Source organism: Bacillus sp. 196mf (assembly GCF_003217275.1).
Taxonomy (GTDB): domain Bacteria; phylum Bacillota; class Bacilli; order Bacillales; family Bacillaceae_G; genus Bacillus_A; species Bacillus_A thuringiensis_S.
This window is the reverse complement of the sequence record NZ_QJTG01000023.1, coordinates 44,102-66,772: the sequence shown is the minus strand read 5'-3', so window position 1 is coordinate 66,772 and position 22,671 is coordinate 44,102. Positions and strand designations below refer to the sequence as shown.

The following is a 22,671-nucleotide window of genomic DNA, read 5'->3' as shown; positions in this document are numbered from 1 at the left end:
TTTGGCGATGCCTTTGAAACCAACTTTACTTTTTAATTCTCCGTTATATCCTGCTACAATCATGCCAGTTAAATAATCAATAACTGCCATCGTCAATAAGATTTTCAATGTTGCATCCCATCCTCCCAAAAAATACCCACAGAAGCCACCAAAAGTGGCAATAAAAGTTTTTAATAATACATCAATACGATCCATCTTTTCCTCTCCTTTTTTAGATAATAAAAATAGACCAGCTTATGGCTGCTCTGGTTTCTCGTCTATTAATTTTCGAACTAAATCTTTTAATGTGGATACTTCATTTATAAGCATTGAAACTTGCTCTTTTAATTGTTTATTTCCTTCCTTTACTTCCTTCAATTCAATATGCATCTTTTGAGTGGCTGCGATATGAATTGCCAAAGTTCCATATATATTAACAGCCTTACCATCTTCTGATTTGAATATTTCATCGGTCTCTTCTGCTATAAAACCATAATTCGCTACAATATCTTTTGTTGTGAACGGCTCTTCTCCTTCTTCTTTTCCTTCTCTCATCTTATACAACTTTTCTACTTCCGTTTTTAAGTTGTAACTCCTTGGTTGCAAAGCCATAATTTTTTCTACAGGATCAAACGGCAAATCCCTAATATTAGCTTTAATATTCTTAGTTGATTTATTGTAAAAGTTCCCATTAACAGTTAGACTTCGGCATTCCAAATCCCTAAATTCAGTACCGTTATAATTCTTAACTTGAAGAGAATTTTGATATCCCGAAACATGAGATGCTCTCACTCGTATATATGCTAGTCTTATATCAGCATTAGCATTATCATCATCAATTAAGACACTATTCTGATCAGATGGTTTATTTCTATTTCTAAAATAAAACTTACCTGCATTACTATCGTAAAAATGTTCCTCATTAGAAGCTAGCCAAATTTGAGAATGAGCCATAACATTAAAACTTTTTGTTGCTTCCATGTTAATATTAGTACCGCCATTATCCCATGTAGTTTCCAACCTCATTGTTCTCTTAGCTCTTAATAACAGAAAATCATCGCTTCTTACGTTAATTAATCCCTTAGAATCTATGAGAACATGTCCACCCGCACTCAACTCTAACCTACCACCACTATCTCTAAAGAACCCTACAGTAGCATTTGTTTTAAACATATTATTACTAATTTCATTAACCATACCAATTGTTCCCCAAGCATTTGCAAAATCTGTTTTATTCGGCGTCACTTGTGTAATTGCTATAGAACCTACAGTATCTGTTGAATCTTTCCCCAAAAATAAAGAAGGCTGAACCCCACCATCATTACGCGTATAAAATCCCCAATAACTTCTTACAAGCCCATCCTCTTTTAATCGAACATTAGATTTCATTATCTCTACCCATCTAGGGTCATTCGATTGCCGGGAAGTCCTAATATTCATCCCTTCCAAAACATCCCCTTTAAGATGTTCGGCTGTAACGTATCCTACAAGGTTGATTTTATTAGCCTGGACTTGAATTTGTTCTGCAGTTTGATTGATAGATGAGATAATATTGCCCTTTTTGACTGTAGAATTAATTTCATTACTCATTACAGATAACTGAGAAGTATGCGAATCCACTAAAGCCTTACTTCCAAATTGACCGTTTGCTTCTGTTTTCGTATAAACATCATTTTTCTCAGCCTTTAAGTCAATACGATTAGATTGCTGATTGATAGTTGTTTCCATTTTAGAAACTTTACTATCAAAATCAGAAGTAGCCACTTTCTTTCCGATTTCGCCTACAAGTTGGTCATAGTTAGCATAGTCTTTCGGATTCTCCATGAAACTAGAAGGTGTAATACCTTGTTGTAGTTGTGGTTGCGATACCCAAAGTCTACCGTTTTTTCTAATAACCACCATGAAACGTATCGTAGTAACACCTGATGCAGGAGCCGGCATAGTTACACTAATAAATTTCCATGATCCATTAGTCAGTAACGGTACAAGTTGTACAACTTTATTCGTAACCCAAGTAGAACCATTGTAAAATTCAATCATTACAAATGCTGTATTATCTATCGTAGCAACTGCATCTGTGTAGAACCATGCAGATAACACATAATCACCGGAGTTAGGAGATACAGGTAATGATTGATAGAACGCTGCATTTTTGTCTACTGTCTGCCCGGACGATTCTAATTTAACGGAATTCATACCGTCATGGTTTCTCGCTGTTTCTGGTACAGCTGTAAAGTTACTGCCGTTTGGACCGACACTCCATTTAGAAATACTCGGTTTTCTACTCGTTACAACTCCTGTAGTAGCGTTTATTACTCGGTCTTCAAATGCAGCATTAAATAGTAAGTTAGTACTTCCTAATCTACCCACATACTCTTGCATTTGAGTATCTGTTACTTTGGATTTGATTTGATTATTCAACTGTGTGATATCACTCGTGTTTTGTTGAATAATTCCCCCTTGTTTGCCCTGTGTTTGCGATAGAGTTGTAATGGTTTGTGCATTAGAATCTGTTGTTTGTTTAACTTGATTCAAGGTAGTTTGCATTGTACCTTGATCTTTTTGAACAGTTGATACAGTAGTTTTTACACCATCCACACTTTTTTCAATTTCGGTTGTTTTCTTGGTGAATTCATCGGTTGTTACTTGATCTTCTGCCGCTGGTCTATATTCAGTTGCTTTATTTCCAATTTCAATTTGCCATTCTTTAAGTTCAACCATACCTTTTACATTTCGAATTAAACTATTTAGATAACCAGTTTTAATTGCTTTATTTTTTATTGTAACAACAGCAGAATAACGAACCCAACCTTGAGAGGTAGCGACTTTGTCTTCTATACGAATAGGTAGCCAAACTTGCTCATTATCTTCATATGTCACTGATAATTCCATACCAATCCAAGGGCTAGGTGTTCCCTTCGAAAAAGCTTGTGTTCTAGCCGTAATAGAAAGAGCAACTTCTTGACCTCTAATCATTTCGAAAGTATCAGGAACAAATTTAAAAGATTTTAAATCAGTATTTGAAATGTTCGTTCCAGTATCAGATTTAAGTGTGCCACCTGTATTTAACAGAAGGTTACGTCCGCTAAACTTCATATCATTAAACTTTTTCTCAACACTCTCTAATTTTTCACTAGTCTTCCCAGCTTGTTCTTTAATTTCGGTTGTTGTTTTCTTTAGTCCGTTTGTATCGGATTGTATATCAGTTATCGTCTTTTTTGTACCTTCTACAGTTTGTTCAACTGTATTTAATTTGTTACTGATTTCAGTATCTTTTTTTGTTAACGATTCAATAGAAGCTTTAAACCCATCTGCGGTTTGCTCTGATTTCGTTACACGTTCCGTAAGCTTTCCTTGTTCATTTTGAATATTGCTAACAGTAGTATTTACACCTTTAATACTGTTTTCAATCTCCACTGTCTTTTTAGTAAAATCAGTTGTTGTTACTTGATCTTCTGGCGCTGGTGTCCATGCTGTAGCAACGTTAGCTAATTCAAGTTTGACGTTTTTTACATACGCTGTACCTTCAATACCTTCGCCACCATATATATACAATCTAGAAACTTTAGTACCGTCAAATTTTTCATGAAGTTTCATGGTAAACGTATAGCGTTCCCATCTATTAACTTCACTTACATTAAACACATACTGACCACTGTGAAAGCTTTGTGCTGTGTTACCTTCAATAAAATGATGTAAACCACCGTTTATACGGAAACCTTTTGTATCTGACCAAATATCCATACTAATAGTAATTTCTTTACCCGCGACATTATTTCTCGCAAATTCTGCAACCACATCTTCAGCTATACCCATCCATCTATTTTTTTGACCGATGATACTGTTTTTATTAATAAACGCTACAACTGGATAACCGAAAGTAGTTATATCTAGATGGGCATGATAACCTTTTGTTGGATCTGCTACACCACCGTTATACCCACTTCCCCAACCAGATGCCTGAAGGTTCCCATTTAACGATTTGTCCCAACTTATAGAATCATTAACAATATAACTAGAAAAATTAGAGTTTTTAAGCGAATTTCGTCCATCTAGTTTTGTATTATCTACTTGCGTTTTAAGTTCTGTAAGAGTCTGTTTCGTCCCCTCAGCTGTTGTCTTAATCTCGTTTGTCTTCTGCTCCAACTGTGACAAGCCTTCATTCGTTTTCGTTAGCTCCGATTTCTCTGCTTTTTGTTTAAGAGCCTCATTTGTTTGACTCATAGATGTGTTAATATCTTGGAACTTTTTAACGTTACCATTCTTATCAGTTTCATAGATTTGTTTACCAATAAATCCATTGTTAATTTCCTCTTTTGTAAACACTCCAGATTTATCAGCTTTATCTTTTAACTGTGTATTAATCCATGTTTGATCCACTTTTCCATTAACTTGCTTTTGAACATCCACTATTTGTCCAGCTATTTCTTGCGCTTTACCTTCCACACTTTGAACCTTTTGATTCAATTCTGTTTTAGCTGTTTCAATATCTTCCTTAACCTCTTTAATACTTTGCTTTAATGGTCCTGTATCTGGAGTAACCCTTTGCCATTGACCACCTTTCCAAAGTTTCTGCACCTTATTTTCAGGATCAGAACTATCTATCCACAAAGTTTTCCCATCACGTAAATTCTCAGTAGGAGCTGTTGGTTGTTCAATAATATCAACCATGTTCTGCTCTATATATTTCTGCGTTGTTTCTGCCAAATCTTTTGCTGTTTGGCTTTCTTTTTGTGCCTGATCAGCTTTATCTTTAGCATCAATGATGTCTTTGTTTTGTTCCTTTACTTTATTATTTAATTGGTCAAATAACTCTTGCGGAACCTTGTCATACAATGAACTTAGTATTTTTTGGTATAATCTACGTAGTTCATCATTTTGATCGACGATTTCACGATAATCACCAAATACATAGTTATCTTGTGTAAGATCTTTAAAAGATTCATCACCAGCAATAGCTCGCGCTTCAAGATACAACTTAGGTGTAAACCCTTCATCTATAATTCGAATTGTATCTCCTTCATTGATTTCTTCATGTGATAAACCAGGTATTCTTGCTATATTTTGTGCATCGACTCCATAAGAAACGGAAGCATTCACAAGCTTACCCATTTCCGTTTTCATTAAAGTCAAAAGTCTCTCAGGAGACATATTTTGATCGTCTGTTTGTGGAGTGTAGAAAGCGAATTTATGTTTTCCGTTCTCATTCCAGCGTTGATAAGCTGCATCATCTACAAGATAAGGAACCCCCTTATTTATGGATGAGATTGTAATGAATTCCCCATTTTCTTTTTTTACAAAACCTAATAAAGCTGTACAAATGCTTTGAGAGTTCTCAATACGTTTAATTCCTATTAAATCTTTACCAAAGGTTACTTCTTTTCTTGTATCTCTTCCTCGTTTCTGAACCATATCCACATAGCGTCCAACGATTTTAGAACCAACAACTTCAGCACGATATTGAAGTTCTAATTCAAATGAAGCGGCAATTTTCTTAAGTAAATCCAATGGATCTGTAAATTCTTCAATTACCATTGAATGCGCTCCATCATGTTCGGTTTTACCTATTGTCCACTTCGTCCCTTTAAGAGCTATTTCCATACATTGTTTCAATGTTTTACTTTCTAGTTTTTGTGGCTCAATAATTCCTGCTTTAGCAAGCTGAATCCATTCACCAGATGCATAAACCATTAATGATCTATCTTTAGAATCTTTTTCCGTTTCTGTAATTACATAAGGAACGATTCTACCACCACGTACTTCCTTTAGTACTAAATTTTGTTGTACAAGTGTTGCTGCATGATCTGTATTTTCGAATACCCTAAACTCTAGAGTATCGATATTATTTTTGATTTCCCAATGTCGTTTGTCATCCCAATAGTCTTTCGGTTGTATATCTGAAACGATTTGATTTGTTTTAAAATCAACGACATGTAAGTCTCCACTTGGTGTTCTCATCTAAACCGCTCCCTATACGTTAATTCCGCTATTCCTACATTAGCTGGTCGTATTATGACTGCATTTTGCCCTCGCTTTATAACAGGGAATGAACTAAATATATCTTTTAATGCAATTGCATTTGTACCGTTTATTGTTACTAATGATCTTTCTGTATCTATCTGTATTTTGTCTCCTATATCAAAAATATAAGGAGTCTCGTCTATTGTTAAAGTATTAATCTTCCAAAACTTAACATCTTCAATAAACGCGACATCAACTGGCGGATTTGCACCATAAGCAATACACCCTACAGCTATTTTTGCTACTGGTCTAGCTGTCATAGGGTTACTGTCAGAATTGTCTCGCCATGTACGAACAAAACTAGCATCATCTATTTCGGTGTTCTTACGATATTTAGCAAAATAGAAGCTCCATTCTTTCCCTCTGCGAGCTACTGAAACGTGTCCTCTAAAGTCGTTAAATGTATCAGAGTACATGCCCCTCTCGTCAGCAATCCACTTTCTAGAACTTCCTGGATCAATAATTGCTTGCGCTGTTGTCATTTCATGACTCATATATTCATCAGCCATTGCTAATTCAACTATCACATTGTCATTAGCATCTAAAAGCATTACTACCGTTTTGCCCATTCTGTTCCAATGTTCAGACTGAAATTTCATTTGTACATCAAGTTTAAAATCTTGAATAACTCCACTTGTATTAGGAATTGTTCTCTTCATAAATGGACCATGCCACTCATCATTCGCTCCTGTTCCATACGAATCGGGTGTAAAAGCGTATCCTTGCCAAACTTTCATAGCCCCTGAACTTTTATAAATTCCTATTTTTCCAGTTATCGCTTCCCAAATGGTTAAATTAGTCATTTCGTCCCATATGAGACGATCATTTTGTTTCACAACACGAGTTTTTACCCCTGTGGGATAACCAATCCTAAAATATTCATCATCATTCCATACATCGAGATAAGGACTCTGTGCGCCCACCTTTATATCAATAATTGGATTTGACTCTACAGAACCTTTATTAAGAAAACTAGTTTTTAAGTCACCATTTGCGATAGCCAAGGTTTTCTTTTGTACAGGACCTAACTTATATGGCATTGGACAAATGAACGTAAGAGTTCCTGTCCCAAGTGTTACAAATTCATCTAGATCAAAACTATCATCCACAACCGCTAAATATGTTCTATTTGGTTCTACATCAAAAATAAGCTCTACTGGTTGATCCGTTATTAACCAACTTGCAATTTCTTCTTTTACCATTTCTAAATCAGCATCATCAGGAACTATGACCCCTACAGGAATTGATAAAACACGCATTTCTGTTTGAGTATTTAATAATCTTGCTCCTGGATAGCCTGGGGTACTTAGAAAATTCCGTTTCAACGGTGCCCAAGTTGGTCTTTTCCAACTTTTTGCAATTTGAATATAATTTTTACGTTCATTGTTAAATTTGAAAGAGCTCATTTTGACACCTCATTTCTTTATAAAAGAAACCCAAACCTAAAAGTCTGAGTTTCTTTTTGCTTCTCTTTCTTGATACTCGGTTGTATAACGATAAGTACCGCGCGCCACGTCTCTTCCTTCTAAACTAACAGGTACTTCCACAACTAAATCACCACCAAGCATTGGAATTACTCCACCACCTGATGAACCAGATCCGTAATTAATCACTTGATTTGATACGCTGCCTGCCATAGCTTGTCTACTATTTGACATGCTTCCATACACACCACTCATGACAGACTTTAATCCGGATAACTCATTCATAGAACTAGCCATCATACGGCTCATATCACCCATTAATTGATTCATAGTTCCAGTAATACCGAGGGATCTTTCTTTTGAAGATAACGGTGTAACTGTGATAGAATTCCCTCTTTTAGTAAACAGTTCGGGTCCTTTTTCTCCAGTAATAAATGAGCCATCTCCTACAGGTTTTCCGCCTTTCGCAAGCATTGGTACATGCGGAATAGTCGGCGCGCTAACTCCTGGAATTTCATTTAACAATTCTGCTGGTGTATTAAAGCCATCTATAAATTTATTAATAATACGAATGATTCCGTTGATAGCTGTACGAATACCACTCTTAATTCCATCCCAAACGCCTAATACCGCTGACTTCATTCCATCAAATGCCCCACTAACAGCGTTTGTTACCCAACGAACAGGAGTCATAATAGCTTCTTTCAATCCATTCCATACAGAAGATGCGGTTGATTTAATACCTTCCCAAATGTTTGAAAGTGTGGATTTAATACCATTCCAGATACTACTACTTGTACTACTGATCATATTCCAAACCGTAGAGATAGCTTGTTTGATGTTATTGAATACCGAACTTGCTGTAGAAACAATTGAGTTCCATAAACTAGAAAGATAGCTTTTAATTGCATTCCATACAGCACTTGTAGTGGAACTAATCGTATTCCATGTATTCACAAACCAATCTTTTATTGAGGTGAATATTGGCGTTACAAAAGCTACTAGACCGTTCCAACATGATTGTAAGAAATTCTTAACAGCATTCCATACAGACATTGTTGCTGAACTGATTGTATCCCACACAGCAATGATCCATGACTTGATTTGTTCAAAAATCGGCATAACAAATGCTACAAGTCCATTCCAACAGGAAACTAAGAAATTCTTAATTGTTTCCCATACAAAACTTGTAGTAGAACTAATGGTATTCCAACATTCAGAAATGAAATTCTTGATACTTTCAAATATCGGCGTAGCAAAGTATAAAATAGCCGTCCAAATTGCTTGTAAGTATTGAGTAATAAAACCCCATACAGTTTGAATCACTGTGGAAATACCATTCCAAATCATAGAGAAGAAATCAGCAATTCCTTGTAAAATAGGAGTTAGAAAGGCAACTAGTCCATTCCAAGTAGTAATGAAAAACTCACTAATCGCTGTCCACACTTCAGAAGTAGTTTGACTAATGCCATTCCAAACTTCTGATAGTGTTTCAACTACTCCATCCCAAATCCCAGTCAAATACTCCACGATGGCATTCCATGTTTCCATAGTCGTTTCAACAATCAAATTCCATGTTTCAGATAGAGACTCCACGATTCCATTCCATAGTTCTGTTAAAATTTCTTTAATGGCATTCCAAGCTGAAGAAGTAGATTCACTCATACTTTCCCACATTTCAGTTGCCCATTGGGATATTCCCTCCCAAATTCCTGTTAGAAATTCTATAATGGAATTCCAAACTTCGATGGTCCATTTTTGGATATCATCCCAGTTTTTATAGATGGCAATTCCTATAGCTGCTATAGCGGCTATGATAAGAGGAATACCAGCAACAATTCCTGCTGCTGCAGCCGCTCCAATACTAAACAAACTCATGACCGCCATAACGATCGGAGCAAGAGCCATAACCGCGCCAGAAATGACACCAATAGCAACTGCGATAGCTGCCAAAGTAGCTGCTAATTCAGGATTACTAGAAATCCATTCAGAGAATTTAGAGACAAGATCTGCTATAACTGCAAGAACAGGCTGAAGAGCAACTTGTAAATCTTGCATTGCTTGTTGAAATTTAACCGCTGGAGATGCATCTATTTTAGAAGTAGCACCCTGTAAGTCTTCTACTCCTTTTTTTAAATCGACTTGTTTACCTTCCGCTTTCAAAATGGTATCGATGATTTTCTTCCCTTGGTCTTCCCAAAGAGTACCGAACATCTTCGTGCCAAGTGCATTTCTGTCTGTTGCATTTTCAACACCAGCTAAAGCCTTAGTTGCTTCAAGCATAGCCTTTTGTCCATTTTCACCACCGCCAGCAATTGCCTGACCCCATTTTTCAAACTGATCCGCCGAGATTTTTGTTTTATCTAAAACCTCTTGCATAGATTTATCTACACCCGCACCAAATTCGGCCATTTTAATACGACCTTCTTTTACACCCGATATGTTCAACAGGATTCGCAACATCCTGCCAGTTCTCTTATGAACTTCTGTACATCACTATACAGACCAGACTATATCATCATCTTTTATATAAGATGCTCCCCATTTCGGATGTCATTGGCTTACACCCTACGCTTTTCAGCTAGTCGTTGCACGTTCCTTTGTTAAAGGCTTCGCTCAGTATTGTCTCTTTTGAGAGTTCCACTGAATTAAGGGAGTTTTCTATGAATGTCACCACTCATAGGGACAATTTTTTATCCAATAGGTTATCTATATTCCAACTTTTAGTATCTACTCCTGCTGACATAATTCCTTGGACTTCTTTTGCCGAAAATCCAGCTTGAATCATCTGATCCCCATATTCTGCGATAATATCTAATTGTTCTGGGGGAAATCCCGTTTTTAATAATGTATTCACTAACCCCAATGCTTCCTCGTTCGTAATACCTAGCGTTGCACCAACCTCATTGGTTTCTTGTATAAGTTCATTAAAATCAATTCCAGCGTAGGATGCTGCAATAGTCGCTGCCCCTTTAACCACAGCGGCATTTGTTTCATCAGAAGCATCCTTATTTAATGCCCATTGTCGGCGAACACCTTCTAATGCTTCTTCAGCATCAATACCATACGTACTAACGCCCCTAATAGCTTCTTCCACTGATTTTTTCGAAGACTCTGGAACATCAAAAGTGATATCAATCTTAGTTTTCAATTTTGACATATCCATTGCTTTTTCAACTGCTGTTGCGATTCCGCCACCAGCTGCCATTCCACCAATGACGTTTTCGAGTCCTACTTTGAGTCCTTCAAACTTTTTCTCAGTTCTCCCAGCTTCTTGTTGTAAATCTCTCAGTTCATTCCGTACTTGCTGAATTGAATTCCCAGCATCCACAGATCGTAGCGCACGTTGTAACTTTTCAATATCAGCTTCAGTTCCTAAAGCTTCACGACCAATAAGACCAATTGCTTGTTCTAACTGTCGACTTGTAGCCGATCCACTTTTAATTGCATTTACAAGACGATTACCTAATGCACCTGCAAAATCATCCACGCTTTTGCCTGTAGCGCTAAAAAACGTTTCTAATTGTCTTGTTGAACTTGCCACATTTTCTTGTTCAGCTTTCATATTACCAAGCTTATTTTTCAAACCATCAAGTGACCCTTGTGTAAATTCAATTTCACGTCTAAATGCACGATATTGTTCTTCCGATATCTTTCCGTTTTGGAATTGCGCTTGAACCTGCTGCTCCGCTTCTTTTAATTTATCGAGCTTTTGTGTAGTGTTTTCAATTTGTTGTGTAAGCAACTGTTGTTTTTGGGCTAATGCTTCCACATTACCAGGATTAAATTTTAAAAGGCGCTCTACCTCTTTCAGTTCGGTCGCTAAGCTATCACTCTGTTTATTTACATCTTTTAAAGCGTTTTGTAACGGCTGCGTATTCCCACCAATTTCAATCGTAATCCCTTTGATTTTTCCTCCAGCCATTCTTTCACCCCTTTCTTAGAATGAATCAAAGTCTTTTTGGTTTGCTTTTCTGACTTTTTCTTTGTCTGGATTCTCCATTTCAGCGAATTCTGCAATATAATCAAAACAATCTCCAATTGTCATGACTTCCAAATCCCAATGCGTTAATTTCGCTTTATAACAAAGAGCAAGGAACGTATCAGTGGTTAATTCTTCATCACTGAACATCCCTTGCTCTCCATTACTTTTCTTTATTTTTTTTTTGCGCCCATCGTACTTTGAATCATATCCATAATTTCTGGAATAATCTCTGAGATAGGGAATTCATCAAAACCGTCTAACCATGTAATTGGATCATCAATTTCTGGATTTGCTGTTTTCGCATATAACCAAACTAAATCATATACAACTTCAAAATCTAGCTTACTTAAATCTGCGTTTGCTAAATCAATAGTGGCTAGTGAACCCTCTTGAGGATTTGAAGGAGACAAAATCCCTAACTTAAACATATCAGCAAATAAATCACGTCTGAATTGCGCTTTATATCGTTTAACAGTAGCTGCTGTACTTTTTAATCGGACTTGTTTCCCGTCTATTGTAATTGTCTTTTCCATTTACTATTACGCTCCTTTTGGTGCTGCTGGTGTTTTTACATATACTTTTTTGTACCAGTCGTTATAAATTGCTTGTGTTGTTTTAGCAGTCGTTTTCGTTTTAACCATTGGTCTTCCACCAGGTACTAAAACAATTGGGCTAGAAACAAACTTCAGTTCATTTGTATTTGGTTCAGCCGAACTTGTTTTTGTTTTAGATGCAAGTGTTGGACGACTTGCTGAACAGTTATACATAACATGTCGAGTTGCATTCACGTCACCATCAAACTCAAATAATAAAGCGAATGGTTTTCCTTTTGCATCAGCTAATTCATTTAATACGCCATCCGTTTCGTCTAATTCTTCACCGAGTGCATCAATAGCAAACTTTTCTGGAATAGTAGCAATACTTAATGTTCCGTCGTAACCCTGATTATTACTTGCCGCGTAATAAAGCATGTCATCTGCATAGAATTCAATTAAATCACCGCGTGGCTCAAATGTTAGTTCAACTCCACCAGGTAATGGCATTGGTGTCCCAAATGTAACTAAGAAATCTTTAATATCAAATGGCACGTAATGTACATTTTTCAAACCGAATGTTACCTTGTTTTCATTCATTTACAACAACCTCGTTTCATATGTTTTTTGAAATAATTTCTCAGATTCAATAAAAATCCCATACGAGTCATAAGGTATTTCATGATCGTCTAGGGCCTTTTCCAGCTTGGCTTCTGCAACCAAGTCCTTTTTTGTGGTATAAAGTTCGATATTTACATCATTTATCTTGTGATAGACCTTGTTATCAGCCATTAAATTTGCTGAACCATCCACAAGAAAACAGATATAAGGCGGCTCCGGAACTGGATTACCAGGTGTTGCTGTGAAATGCGAATAAGCCACAGGATAACCTGTAGCTTCAAGAATTTTTGTTAATTCACCTAATATCATTATTCAAGCGCCCTTTCAATACGTCTTGGCAATTCATCAATTACATACTCTTCAACTGGACGAATATGTACTTTCTCTGGTACTCGTCCACCATCAGCTTTCGCATGACCATTTTCTAAAAGATGCGTCAATTGCCCTTTTGTATTATGGATAACAACAGCTTTATCAACTTTTTTCTTACGCCAGCCTTTTCGATAACCACCTGTTTTTTTAGGACTATTTTGTCTTAACTTATCTACAGCGATATCAGCTACATCTTCTTGCGCTGTCAGTAATTCTTCTTCCACAACATTTGCATATCTTTGTAATTCTCTAGCAAGCTCTCCCGCAAAATCGTTCATATTAAACATGCTCCTTTGCGATAATAGTCAATGTTTGATACATTTCATCATCATTCATTGGCGGTTCGATAATATCAAAGATACGGCCTTTCATATTGATTCGCATTTCTTCTGTAATATCAGAAGTATAAGGAATCACAAAACGATAAACCCGTGTAGCTTGTGAAGCTGAAGCTTCAATGTACTCGGAACCTTTCATCGTTTTTATCATTGACCAGGCTTTCTTTAATTCTTGCCAAGATGTTTCGATTACTTGATTTAATTCATCTTTTATTACTACAGGTTGCTCAATGCTAATTCGATTCCTGAAATCACCTGTATTCAGCGGTTTTTTATACTGAAAAGGACGCATATTAATCACCGTCCAACTTAATTTCTTCTAAAGCTTTTCCAATGCTTAAACTATTAATCTGGCTTAAAAAATTCTTATCAAAATACTCTAAGGCATCGTTATAAACATAACGAGAGCGTTCAAAGACTAATTCCTTGAACACCTCGTCAATATTAAGATCATAATTACCACAAACCCTAGTTAAATCTTTATTGGATGCAAATAGGATGCGTCTTAGGTTTGCATCTTCATCATCACCTAATCGCATCCTATCTTTGAATTGCTGTAATATTTCATTTGAAATTACCTTATCCATTCACATCATTCCTTATTTAGTTGCTGGTGGAGTTGGTGGTGTGAAAGAAATTTTCAAATCATAAACAAGAGCTGCTTTATTATCTTTTGGTTTACCATTAGCAAACTGTTTGATTGTATAAAGCGTAGCATCTTCAATCGCTAATGTTTGGTCAAACTTTTTAAGTTTGTATCCACCTGCTATTGCTGCGATATATTGTCCTTTCACAAAGAATAACGCTTTTCCAACTGGAACTTCTTCAGATTCAACAGTTTGAATGTTATAAGGTAATGCCATTACCCATTGGCCATTAGCAGTTTGAATTGTGTTACGTGCTTGTACACCAATTGCATCTACAGGATTGACAACCATCACAATTTTATTTAACACTTTACGAGATTTTCCTTTTCCATCAACAGATAAAGCTTTTACTACTTCATAAAGCTCACCAGCAATTACTTCACCATTTTCAGAAGGAGCAAATGTTAGTGTACCGGATGATTTTTTATCAGTAACCGCGCCTGTAGTTGCATTTACATCTTTCATTAAACCTACAGGTTGATGTGCTACTGATCCACCACCATTTACAAAGCCAAACTCTAAACCAACAGAATAACTTTCTACTAATAATGTTCGAACGTAACGCTCTACCCATACTGGTCCTAATTCAAGCATGTCATTTGGAATAGCACTAAATGCAGTTAATTTAAGTTGTCCAATTTGTTCTTCTCTAAAGGCTGCATTTATTTGCCCTCTAATATCACCGAATAATTCTCCCCATGCATATGCTTTTGTTGCGTCAGAATAAATAAACTTCGTTACTGCTCCTAAATCTTGCATTCCAATTGCTTCAAGTAATGGATGTTCAGTTACTAAATCTTCAAATACACGTTCTTGTGTAGTATATGGAAGAATTGAATCATCCTTAAATCCCCCATCTTGTACAACTGTATTAAAGAATTTACGTTCTTCAGACGTTAAAACGTTTTGTCCACGTGACGTCAAAATTTGAGCGTCTTGCGCTTCGATACGTGCTTGTGCTGAAATTTTTTCTGATAAATCCGTTACAAGAGTATCAAACATATCATCAAATGCAGCTGATAAATCCTCCATTTTTGTATCTTCCGCTTTCACCAGATTCATATATGCTTGTTTTTTCGCTTCAAAGTTTTCCATTGTACCTTTAATTTTCATAACCATAATTGTTTCCTCCTAATTTTTGAGAATTAAAAAAACCTTTTACGTTTTTGATTGCCCTCCACTTGTAAATGTGGTGGTTCTGGATTAGGTTTATTTGATAAATTCATATTTTGTTGTAAGTTATTCGTTACCCTATTAATAATCTGTTCCAACTGTTCATCAGTAATACCACTATCACTTTCTCGATTATCAAATTCTACTTTGTCAGCAAAACCTTCTTGTACTGCTTGTTCAGCAGTAAACCACGTTTCAGCTTCTAATAAATCTGTAATCTCTTCACGACTTTTACCTGTTTTTTGCTGATAAATTGAAACTATCGACTCATCATACGCTTCGAGTGCATTCAATGTTTTTTGAATATCCTGCTTGTTCCCATAAGCTATTGTTGACGCTTCATGAATCATCATTCGTGAGCCTGTGCGCATAACAATCTCGTCAGCAGCCATTGCAATAATCGATGCAGCAGAAGCTGCTAGTGATGTAACTTCCACAATGACTTTTTTATCTAAGTCCTTTAAGTAATTATAAATCTCAACACCTTGATCGGCATCCCCACCACCACTGTTTAGTTTAATTTTAACTGTAGATGCTCTAACTTCTTTCAAAGCGCTTCTTACACTTTCAGCACTAATAGCATCGTACCACCAACTGCTACTACCGATATAACCTGATAACACCATTTCGTGCTCATCATTTTCTGGATTAACTGCATTAGAAAACTGATAAGGAATATGTTGTATTTTATTTTTCATTCTTATCACCTCCTTCAATTGAATTTGCAGATTGATAATTCTTCGTAATTACAAATTCATCTAGTTCTGGATTATTAGAGCGTTCAGCACCAAACAACTTCCTCACCTCATTTCTAGTGAATGCACCACTGGCTACTAATTTATCAACAGCCTCAGCATGATCTATAATATCTTTCTCTTTCACGCCTGTTACTTCAATTTTTTCTCCTGATAGGAAATTCTTTTTTTCAATTAATTTCGCATTTAATTCATCTTCAATCTTTTTAATCAGAGGACTAATACAAAACTTTATATACGCTTTAATTGATGTTTCGTAATCTCCCATATCGCCACGAACTAATGCCGTAGGAATACCTAAAATATTAGCCACATGATCTATTAAATCTTTTTTTAATTTAGATAGTTCCTCTACAGACCTTCCATTATTTGAACCATCGGCAATTTCCGTATAATTAAAACCCTTTATCTTTGGAACAATTGCAAAAGCATTTTTACGAAACGCCCCAAACAATTTATCCATAAAGCTTTGTAATTTAGTAAGGTTTTCCCCTTCCAAATTCTGTGCAGATTCCATCTCAGCGGTTGCACGTATTTGATTAGAAAACATATTTGTCTCAATCATACGACTAAACAGTTGAGTGTAATCTTTAAATATTCCACTCATGAATTTTGTCAATTCTTCATTGTTATAAGTAATGTAGATAACCTCATCCATTTGAAATGACCTTTGAAACGTGTAATCCTTTACGGTTACATTTTTAAATACATCAGGGTATACTGCATATTCAACACGGTCAAAATGATCAGCAATGAGTAAATCATTTTGATCTGTAAGAATTGCCAACACTTCATTATCAAGTATCAATTTGTACACAAAATCTTGCCAAAAGTCAGCGGCACTTTGATCTGTATTCGGTCTAATATTCAATAAGTAATGCCAATCATTATATTGACGTGTATCCTTTTTCATCATCCGAAATTCAGACAGCGAAACGGTTCGAGCAATAAAATTAATACAAGTTTCTAAAGCTACTTTTTTTAAATACGCTCTTTGATTCGTTTCAATACCAAAGAAATCAAAATCATTTAGCATTGTATTAATCTCTTTATTTTTACCAAGTACATCCGACAACCAACTCATATTTCCTCCTCACCCCTTTCTTAAAAGTTTAATGCATTCAGCAAGTCTAGCGCTGCGCCAACATCTGTTTCTCTTACCTCATCCGCTCGATACATAGCATGTACAAACGCCTGGAATCCATCTGTTTTTCTACGAACTGGTTCTTTCTTCTCATACATTTTATTTCCATCTTTTTTAATAACAACGAGTACATTATTGGTATACCAACGCATTAACGGATTATCACCAAATACAATTTGACGATGTGCGAATGCAACTTCAATTCTAGGAGCAAGCAAACCATGAATAGCTCTCGGATTTCTAATTACTTCAACTTCAAATCCAGCGTCCTCAAAAAGTGTTCTTAATAAATCTGCACGATAATTATCCATTATGATTTTTTTGATATCATAATAGTTTCGCATTTCAACAAACCAAGCAACGATGGTATTTGGATCAATTGTTTCGCCTTCCACAACTGTCAGCAGATCTTGCTCTTCCCATTCTCGAATTGGTGCAAACTTCTTCTTACCAGCTATTTCAGCATCCTGTTTTTTCGAATAACTATAATATTTATCAACGAATTCCTTTCTAGCATACGAATGAGAATTCCATAAATAATCACCCTTACTTCTAAAAAGTAATCCACATGATGCGAAATCACGAATACTTGCATAATCAAGCGCACCAATACATTCATGACCTCGTAAATCTGGCAATTCACGATTAGTTGCTGCAATCTCTTCCCATTTTGCAACTGACCTTTCTAAATCTGTAACAGGTAAATTCATTCGTTTTGTCATGAACTCTTCTCTATTACTTGGGTCATCTTCTAAATCTTCGTATTCTTCTTTTATAGTTTCAAGTAACCCCTCAGCATATTCGCTCAATGGTTTAGATAACATAGGATTAGCAAGTTCCCAATTATCAATATCATCCACTTCAGTTTCATCATTCAATTTACAGATAAAAGGAAAGACAGCATTCGGACGTGCTTCACCGTTCAATACCTTCATTGCCTTTTCTTTTTGCTTATCTAAGAAACCGTCACGAACATATCCATCTGTACCAATGTAAAATTCACGTGGGTTTTTCTTTTTCCCTAAACCACTGATATGAACGCGGACATCTTTATTACTTTCGTATTGATGTATTTCATCAAATACAACCGCACCATCACGCAAACCATCTTTTGTATCACCGTTCGAAGTCCTAAACTTCAGTACACTTTCAGTAGCCTTTGAAACCGTTTGAGTTAACGTTGTTTTAAAGGCTCTTTTCAAGACCTCATTCTTCTTCACACATTTATGAACTTCATCAGGGCTTGTTTTCGCCTGTTCTTCACTATTCGCAACAACTGAAATGTTATACTCTGGAATGCCATGTAATTCACTAATTAAAAAATGAATAATAACAGAAATCAGACCATTTTTACCGCCGCCACGCCCTAACATCCATAGGAATTTACGATAAAATACACGTCCATTTTTCTTATAAAACAAAAAGACGAATGCTATTAAGAATTTTTGAAATGGTTGCATCGGAAAATACCACTTCTCACCGAAGTTAATACAATCCTCAATCATTTCATCATCAAAATACAAATCGTCTCTATTTAAAACGTATTTTTCTAGATATCCAATTAACAGTTCTCTTTCTTTATTGAACTTCACTTTCCCACTTCGATAAAGTTCAATATATTCTTCTACATATTTTTGCTTAATCATGTAAGATCACTTTTGTTATATCCTGTATCAGGGATAGTATTCTTAACAACAAACTTTATATCTCTCCCTAACGCAATTAAAGAACTGTTAATTTTATTCCTCTCACTTATAAGAGGGTGGGCCTTAACGAAAACTTGGGTTCCATTTTTGATTGTTACGGATTCCCCTTCTTTGGTTATCGTTTTATTAATTTTTCGAAATGCTTTAACTAGATCAATATAGCGTTCCACCTTTTCAACTTCAACTAAATCTTTCGTATCAATACTATTCATTAACTGTTCCTTTAACCTTACAATACTAACAGCCATCTACCCACCCCCCCTTACGCGCGTATTTTCGAAAAAAACCTGACAGTTAACCCCCTCCTCCGGTGCCCCTTAGAGCATTTTTTGATGAAATATTTTAAGGGGGGGTATTATTATCGAACCATTTTTACCACTTTTCATCGTTTTCCCATTTGTTCGGTTTCTTTTTGAATGTCCTACCGTGTTCTTTATTATGGCAATCCACACAGACTGTTTCTAAGTTATCCATTTCTAATGCAAGTTCTGGATGATACTCGAGCTCTTTTATATGATGGACAACCAACTGAATCTTCTTACGCTTTGCACTCTCACTGTACTCATTGGTATCTGTTTGTACTCGACCATTTCGTTTACACTCTTGGCACTCATAGTTGTCACGCTTCTTTACTTGTTCACGTACACTCTTCCACTCACCACTGTCATAGAACTTACGCTTCTGCTGTTTAGTTTTGTATTCCTTCATTACACATTACACCACCATCTACACACCACTTGCAGCGTAATCCGTCCTTTGATTTCGCTATTCGTTCACTATACTGTTCCGTATATCCACATGCTTCACACCTAAACTGTACAATCTTTTGTACCCTTTTACTTCTTAATAGATCGTCAATTAGTTTATTCATTAAACTTATATCGGCTTCTTTCTTTGCTGCTGGTGTTAGATTGTTATGAAATCCTTCTATTACTTCAATTAAGATTGGCAACTTCTCTACATCTACATACTCTTCAATATCATCTACCCCAACCGAATGTATAAGCGTACTAATTGCAATTGCTTTTTCAAGCTTAGTTAGTTGCATCTATCCTCACCCCTTATGTTTAAATCCTTTCTCCGTCTGTCTCTTTCTAGTAATTCTTTTATTGATGTTTGTTTCAGGTATTCCACGGAATAAAACATAGGTTTCCCGTCATATAGCTTGTAATACTTAACATCTATTCCAGCTTTTTTATGTGCTTTTTCAAGAGGTTTAAGGTATTTGATATATGCTTTCTTATCAATGAGCATAAGACCAAGCGCAGCAATCTTACCATTTAAAACGCTGTCCAATTACCCTCACCCCTTATCTTCTAATAAACTAGCAATCATTTTATTTAGTACACTTAATGTCGCTTCTCCACACTCTTTCTCTGTTGCACCGTTTACTATCGGTCCGAACTCTTCTTCTAATCGTTGTAAGTCAATATGTTTAGCAAGTGCATCCTCACCTACCGCTACGAGGATTGAGCTAACAATACCTATCTTCTCAAGTTTAGTTAATTGCATCTACCTCACTCCTTCTCTATCAAATGCAACACGTTTGCGCTTATCTTTCCTTAACAACAAATATAATTTATATCTGAATGTTTGAATCACTATCATTAATACGTTTGACAATTTCTGAAGCCATCTTCTTACCATTTAAAACGATGGGACATTCTACTGTAATATCTTTCAGTGCGCTCTTTCCCTTAAACCTACTCATAACCTTTTCCAACTTCTCCAATGCAGCCGTACATTCATTAGCAGCTTCCGTTACTTCTTTAATTCCTTTTAATGCTTCAGTTGTTTCAACATTTAATTCAATTGTTAATCCTTGAATATTCTTTTTTGTATCATTTGATTGTCGTTTATAATTATTAATCACCCACACATCTACAAAAGCACCATTACATTTTGGACAAACTGTTACTTCTCGATACTCTTCTTTAGATGGATGATAAACTTTATCCATATGACCACATACTAAACATTTAGCTTTATTAAAATACTTTTTCCCTTCATTCATCTTACTCACTCCTTATCTAATAAAACGATTGTTGTATTGTGTTTAAAACAATAAATACAACTTCTCCCTTCCAATCTTTTTCTTTCTCCTCTAAACGATGTCCCACAATCATTACAAACAAGTTTCACTATTTCATTACCATCAGAAATAACTTTAGATGTATTAACTTCTTCAATAAACCAAACATTAACCGGATATTTGTGTTTATTAATTGGTACAGTCTTATACTCAATTTTCTTTTGCATTATGTACTCTTTTCCTAATGTATCCAGCGCTTCCATAACTTTATGTAGTTCCTCTAAGGATTCAATACGCTTTTTGTATACGTCCACGATATCCACCACCTATGAAATTTTTACATAATAAAAAGCACCCAATTTGGGTGCTCGATATACTGATATATTCATAAAAAACATATAAAAAAACAGAGTAATTCACCTTTATCTATTTATACGCATCGCGATGCGTGTTATAATAAATATAGAAAGTTGAAAGGAGGTAATAACGATTTCTAGTAGGGAAGTAATTAAGAGGTTAAAAAAAGAAGGATGGTTTATAGTGAACATTGAAGGCAGCCACCATCAGTTCAAACATCCTTCTAAGATTGGCAAAGTGACTGTGAAACATCCGTGCAAGGATATTCCAAAAGGTACACTTCGCTCAATCTATAAGCAAGCGGGTTGGTGATAAACCACCCCTTGCTTTCCCTAATTATACAAGAAATCGTTATAAAAACAAATTATGAAAAAAGACTATTACGTTTATCCCGCTATCCTTGAAAAGTCTTCAGATGGTTACGGTATTTACTTTCCAGACCTTCCTGGTTGCGTTTCTCATGCAGATACACAAGAAGATGCTTTAAAGGAAGGTAGAGAAGCATTAGGACTTCACTTATATGGTATGGAAAAGGATAATGAATCAATTCCCGAACCGACACCAATTGATAAATTAGAATTAGATAAAGACGAAAATTCTTTTTTAATTGATGTTTGGATGCCACCACTTAGAAATAAAGACAAAACAACTTATAAAAGAAAAAATGTAACTCTTCCTTCTTGGTTAGAAGAATACGCAACTCATAAAGGCGTTAATTTTTCCGAGATCCTTGTAGAAGGTTTGGAAATGCATTTGGGCATTAAAGATAAAAAGAATACACCATAAAGGACGCCATGAGCGTCCTCTTTTTTATATAAGCTATTTGTTACTCATATTCATTTTTTTATTCTTCTTTGAACCGACACTATAGATAGGCACGTATCAGCTCAAAGAAGAGCAAAAGCTCTCCTTATGGACCGTTTAATTATTTTTGTATTCCTGCATAATCACAATTAGATTCGAAAGTTATCTTTGTAATTATGTACTTGCCCTATAAACGCCAGTCCATTCAAACAGACATCCATAAAGCTTTATTCGGTAACCAACCCATTAAAATTTTACAGTTACTATTAAAAATAGAAAAGAGCAACCATGCACCAGTCGCTCTTACGTAAAATTCTATGCTATTACTATAATTCATTTTTTCAATAGATACCATATGTAAAACTTACTGTAAGAAAAGTGTAAGTTCTTCAGCAAGCTTTATCCTTCTAGAAATTTCAGCATGCTTCTGATATACATAACTACTACTATAGCCCAATTCCCTAGCTATAGATTCTAATGTTTTTCGTTGTACATACTTACCAAATAGAATTTTATTTTCTAGCCCTTCAAACTTACTAATTAATATTTTGAGGTCGTACTGATCGTTCATCTTATTCGCTAGTTCATATTCTATAGCGGCTATGTGCTCTTCTAATTTCGCACCATCCGATTCAGCAGTTAACTTATACTTAGATAAATCACCAACACTCCAACGCATTAATTCTCTTTTACTTCTATGCAATTTATTTTCTAAATAAATGATTTCATCTTCCAACTTTTTATAATCTTTAAACCATTCAAACAAGGGTTGGTTCACCT

The 22,671-nt window shown here is 35.6% G+C and carries 26 protein-coding genes; 2 read left to right on the top strand and 24 right to left on the bottom strand.

What is annotated here, in order from left to right:
* The 23 genes from ATL10_RS24245 to ATL10_RS24135 all read right to left on the bottom strand — a co-directional run.
* The coding region (locus ATL10_RS24245) for a phage holin family protein (RefSeq protein WP_181419342.1) at window positions 1-195 on the bottom strand (195 nt) is incomplete at its 3' end.
* A 39-nt stretch (window positions 196-234) separates the two neighbouring features.
* Window positions 235-5,937, bottom strand: coding sequence for a phage tail spike protein (locus ATL10_RS24240; RefSeq protein WP_110497672.1), 5,703 nt, complete (start codon window positions 5,935-5,937; stop codon window positions 235-237).
* On the bottom strand, window positions 5,934-7,406 hold the full coding sequence (locus ATL10_RS24235) for a distal tail protein Dit (protein WP_110497670.1): 1,473 nt from the start codon (window positions 7,404-7,406) through the stop codon (window positions 5,934-5,936). The genes ATL10_RS24240 and ATL10_RS24235 overlap by 4 nt, the downstream gene beginning before the upstream one ends.
* Window positions 7,407-7,442: 36 nt before the next feature.
* Window positions 7,443-9,836, bottom strand: coding sequence for a phage tail protein (locus ATL10_RS24230; protein ID WP_142669997.1), 2,394 nt, complete (start codon window positions 9,834-9,836; stop codon window positions 7,443-7,445).
* Between the two features lie 265 nt (window positions 9,837-10,101).
* The gene (locus tag ATL10_RS24225; RefSeq protein ID WP_110497666.1) at window positions 10,102-11,349 is read right to left on the bottom strand and encodes a hypothetical protein; all 1,248 of its coding nucleotides are present in this window, start codon (window positions 11,347-11,349) and stop codon (window positions 10,102-10,104) included.
* Window positions 11,350-11,364: 15 nt separating this feature from the next.
* Window positions 11,365-11,556: a hypothetical protein gene (locus tag ATL10_RS24220; protein ID WP_097846553.1), complete on the bottom strand. Its 192-nt coding sequence runs from the start codon at window positions 11,554-11,556 to the stop codon at window positions 11,365-11,367.
* A 23-nt stretch (window positions 11,557-11,579) separates the two neighbouring features.
* Window positions 11,580-11,942, bottom strand: coding sequence for a hypothetical protein (locus tag ATL10_RS24215; RefSeq protein ID WP_000415931.1), 363 nt, complete (start codon window positions 11,940-11,942; stop codon window positions 11,580-11,582).
* A gap of 6 nt (window positions 11,943-11,948) precedes the next feature.
* Window positions 11,949-12,542 (bottom strand): major tail protein, encoded by a 594-nt coding sequence (locus ATL10_RS24210; RefSeq protein WP_110497664.1) that lies wholly within the window; start codon window positions 12,540-12,542, stop codon window positions 11,949-11,951.
* Entirely contained in the window at window positions 12,543-12,872 is a 330-nt protein-coding gene (locus ATL10_RS24205) for a hypothetical protein (protein WP_110497662.1), read from the bottom strand.
* Window positions 12,872-13,213, bottom strand: coding sequence for an HK97 gp10 family phage protein (locus tag ATL10_RS24200; RefSeq protein ID WP_110497660.1), 342 nt, complete (start codon window positions 13,211-13,213; stop codon window positions 12,872-12,874). Before ATL10_RS24200 ends, ATL10_RS24205 begins: the two co-directional genes overlap by 1 nt.
* A 1-nt stretch (window position 13,214) precedes the next feature.
* A complete protein-coding gene (locus ATL10_RS24195) occupies window positions 13,215-13,565 on the bottom strand; it encodes a phage head closure protein (protein WP_001247297.1) in 351 nt (116 codons plus the stop codon).
* Window position 13,566: 1 nt separating this feature from the next.
* On the bottom strand, window positions 13,567-13,860 hold the full coding sequence (locus ATL10_RS24190; protein ID WP_016109427.1) for a hypothetical protein: 294 nt from the start codon (window positions 13,858-13,860) through the stop codon (window positions 13,567-13,569).
* A 12-nt stretch (window positions 13,861-13,872) separates the two neighbouring features.
* On the bottom strand, window positions 13,873-15,033 hold the full coding sequence (locus ATL10_RS24185; RefSeq protein ID WP_431519943.1) for a phage major capsid protein: 1,161 nt from the start codon (window positions 15,031-15,033) through the stop codon (window positions 13,873-13,875).
* A 32-nt stretch (window positions 15,034-15,065) separates the two neighbouring features.
* Window positions 15,066-15,791: a head maturation protease, ClpP-related gene (locus ATL10_RS24180; RefSeq protein ID WP_000791073.1), complete on the bottom strand. Its 726-nt coding sequence runs from the start codon at window positions 15,789-15,791 to the stop codon at window positions 15,066-15,068.
* Window positions 15,781-16,932 (bottom strand): phage portal protein, encoded by a 1,152-nt coding sequence (locus ATL10_RS24175; protein WP_061663613.1) that lies wholly within the window; start codon window positions 16,930-16,932, stop codon window positions 15,781-15,783. Before ATL10_RS24175 ends, ATL10_RS24180 begins: the two co-directional genes overlap by 11 nt.
* 20 nt (window positions 16,933-16,952) lie before the next feature.
* Window positions 16,953-18,638 (bottom strand): terminase large subunit domain-containing protein, encoded by a 1,686-nt coding sequence (locus tag ATL10_RS24170; protein ID WP_110497658.1) that lies wholly within the window; start codon window positions 18,636-18,638, stop codon window positions 16,953-16,955.
* Window positions 18,635-18,946: a P27 family phage terminase small subunit gene (locus tag ATL10_RS24165; protein WP_061663614.1), complete on the bottom strand. Its 312-nt coding sequence runs from the start codon at window positions 18,944-18,946 to the stop codon at window positions 18,635-18,637. Before ATL10_RS24165 ends, ATL10_RS24170 begins: the two co-directional genes overlap by 4 nt.
* A gap of 124 nt (window positions 18,947-19,070) precedes the next feature.
* Window positions 19,071-19,406 carry an HNH endonuclease gene (locus tag ATL10_RS24160; RefSeq protein ID WP_110497656.1) on the bottom strand — a complete coding sequence of 112 codons (336 nt, stop codon included), beginning with the start codon at window positions 19,404-19,406 and terminating at the stop codon, window positions 19,071-19,073.
* Window positions 19,387-19,746, bottom strand: a complete 360-nt coding sequence (locus ATL10_RS24155) for a hypothetical protein (RefSeq protein ID WP_110497654.1) — start codon at window positions 19,744-19,746, stop codon at window positions 19,387-19,389. The genes ATL10_RS24160 and ATL10_RS24155 overlap by 20 nt, the downstream gene beginning before the upstream one ends.
* Window positions 19,737-19,994 (bottom strand): hydrolase, encoded by a 258-nt coding sequence (locus ATL10_RS24150; RefSeq protein ID WP_110497652.1) that lies wholly within the window; start codon window positions 19,992-19,994, stop codon window positions 19,737-19,739. The genes ATL10_RS24155 and ATL10_RS24150 overlap by 10 nt, the downstream gene beginning before the upstream one ends.
* A gap of 6 nt (window positions 19,995-20,000) precedes the next feature.
* Window positions 20,001-20,210: a hypothetical protein gene (locus ATL10_RS24145; RefSeq protein WP_016099128.1), complete on the bottom strand. Its 210-nt coding sequence runs from the start codon at window positions 20,208-20,210 to the stop codon at window positions 20,001-20,003.
* Window positions 20,211-20,277: 67 nt separating this feature from the next.
* On the bottom strand, window positions 20,278-20,712 hold the full coding sequence (locus ATL10_RS24140) for a hypothetical protein (RefSeq protein WP_110497650.1): 435 nt from the start codon (window positions 20,710-20,712) through the stop codon (window positions 20,278-20,280).
* A gap of 5 nt (window positions 20,713-20,717) precedes the next feature.
* Window positions 20,718-21,044 carry a hypothetical protein gene (locus ATL10_RS24135; protein ID WP_110497648.1) on the bottom strand — a complete coding sequence of 109 codons (327 nt, stop codon included), beginning with the start codon at window positions 21,042-21,044 and terminating at the stop codon, window positions 20,718-20,720.
* A gap of 169 nt (window positions 21,045-21,213) precedes the next feature.
* On the opposite strand from ATL10_RS24135, the gene ATL10_RS24130 reads away from it, so the two are divergent.
* Entirely contained in the window at window positions 21,214-21,399 is a 186-nt protein-coding gene (locus ATL10_RS24130) for a type II toxin-antitoxin system HicA family toxin (RefSeq protein WP_481747231.1), read from the top strand.
* A gap of 54 nt (window positions 21,400-21,453) precedes the next feature.
* The gene (locus tag ATL10_RS24125) at window positions 21,454-21,873 is read left to right on the top strand and encodes a type II toxin-antitoxin system HicB family antitoxin (RefSeq protein WP_000711194.1); all 420 of its coding nucleotides are present in this window, start codon (window positions 21,454-21,456) and stop codon (window positions 21,871-21,873) included.
* A 382-nt stretch (window positions 21,874-22,255) separates the two neighbouring features.
* Here the strand turns inward: ATL10_RS24125 and ATL10_RS24120 are convergent, their stop codons facing one another.
* A complete protein-coding gene (locus ATL10_RS24120) occupies window positions 22,256-22,657 on the bottom strand; it encodes a hypothetical protein (protein ID WP_003282438.1) in 402 nt (133 codons plus the stop codon).
* Window positions 22,658-22,671 lie beyond the last annotated feature (14 nt).

What these genes read in the sequence shown, in the direction of transcription:
- ATL10_RS24240 (WP_110497672.1), bottom strand. Translation starts at nt 5,937, where the DNA reads ATGAGAACACCAAGTGGAGACTTACATGTCGTTGATTTTAAAACAAAT.
- ATL10_RS24235 (WP_110497670.1), bottom strand. Translation starts at nt 7,406, where the DNA reads ATGAGCTCTTTCAAATTTAACAATGAACGTAAAAATTATATTCAAATT.
- ATL10_RS24230 (WP_142669997.1), bottom strand. Translation starts at nt 9,836, where the DNA reads ATGGCCGAATTTGGTGCGGGTGTAGATAAATCTATGCAAGAGGTTTTA.
- ATL10_RS24225 (WP_110497666.1), bottom strand. Translation starts at nt 11,349, where the DNA reads ATGGCTGGAGGAAAAATCAAAGGGATTACGATTGAAATTGGTGGGAAT.
- ATL10_RS24220 (WP_097846553.1), bottom strand. Translation starts at nt 11,556, where the DNA reads ATGTTCAGTGATGAAGAATTAACCACTGATACGTTCCTTGCTCTTTGT.
- ATL10_RS24215 (WP_000415931.1), bottom strand. Translation starts at nt 11,942, where the DNA reads ATGGAAAAGACAATTACAATAGACGGGAAACAAGTCCGATTAAAAAGT.
- ATL10_RS24210 (WP_110497664.1), bottom strand. Translation starts at nt 12,542, where the DNA reads ATGAATGAAAACAAGGTAACATTCGGTTTGAAAAATGTACATTACGTG.
- ATL10_RS24205 (WP_110497662.1), bottom strand. Translation starts at nt 12,872, where the DNA reads ATGATATTAGGTGAATTAACAAAAATTCTTGAAGCTACAGGTTATCCT.
- ATL10_RS24200 (WP_110497660.1), bottom strand. Translation starts at nt 13,213, where the DNA reads ATGAACGATTTTGCGGGAGAGCTTGCTAGAGAATTACAAAGATATGCA.
- ATL10_RS24195 (WP_001247297.1), bottom strand. Translation starts at nt 13,565, where the DNA reads ATGCGTCCTTTTCAGTATAAAAAACCGCTGAATACAGGTGATTTCAGG.
- ATL10_RS24190 (WP_016109427.1), bottom strand. Translation starts at nt 13,860, where the DNA reads ATGGATAAGGTAATTTCAAATGAAATATTACAGCAATTCAAAGATAGG.
- ATL10_RS24185 (WP_431519943.1), bottom strand. Translation starts at nt 15,033, where the DNA reads ATGAAAATTAAAGGTACAATGGAAAACTTTGAAGCGAAAAAACAAGCA.
- ATL10_RS24180 (WP_000791073.1), bottom strand. Translation starts at nt 15,791, where the DNA reads ATGAAAAATAAAATACAACATATTCCTTATCAGTTTTCTAATGCAGTT.
- ATL10_RS24175 (WP_061663613.1), bottom strand. Translation starts at nt 16,932, where the DNA reads ATGAGTTGGTTGTCGGATGTACTTGGTAAAAATAAAGAGATTAATACA.
- ATL10_RS24170 (WP_110497658.1), bottom strand. Translation starts at nt 18,638, where the DNA reads ATGATTAAGCAAAAATATGTAGAAGAATATATTGAACTTTATCGAAGT.
- ATL10_RS24165 (WP_061663614.1), bottom strand. Translation starts at nt 18,946, where the DNA reads ATGGCTGTTAGTATTGTAAGGTTAAAGGAACAGTTAATGAATAGTATT.
- ATL10_RS24160 (WP_110497656.1), bottom strand. Translation starts at nt 19,406, where the DNA reads ATGAAGGAATACAAAACTAAACAGCAGAAGCGTAAGTTCTATGACAGT.
- ATL10_RS24155 (WP_110497654.1), bottom strand. Translation starts at nt 19,746, where the DNA reads ATGCAACTAACTAAGCTTGAAAAAGCAATTGCAATTAGTACGCTTATA.
- ATL10_RS24145 (WP_016099128.1), bottom strand. Translation starts at nt 20,210, where the DNA reads ATGCAATTAACTAAACTTGAGAAGATAGGTATTGTTAGCTCAATCCTC.
- ATL10_RS24140 (WP_110497650.1), bottom strand. Translation starts at nt 20,712, where the DNA reads ATGAATGAAGGGAAAAAGTATTTTAATAAAGCTAAATGTTTAGTATGT.
- ATL10_RS24125 (WP_000711194.1), top strand. Translation starts at nt 21,454, where the DNA reads ATGAAAAAAGACTATTACGTTTATCCCGCTATCCTTGAAAAGTCTTCA.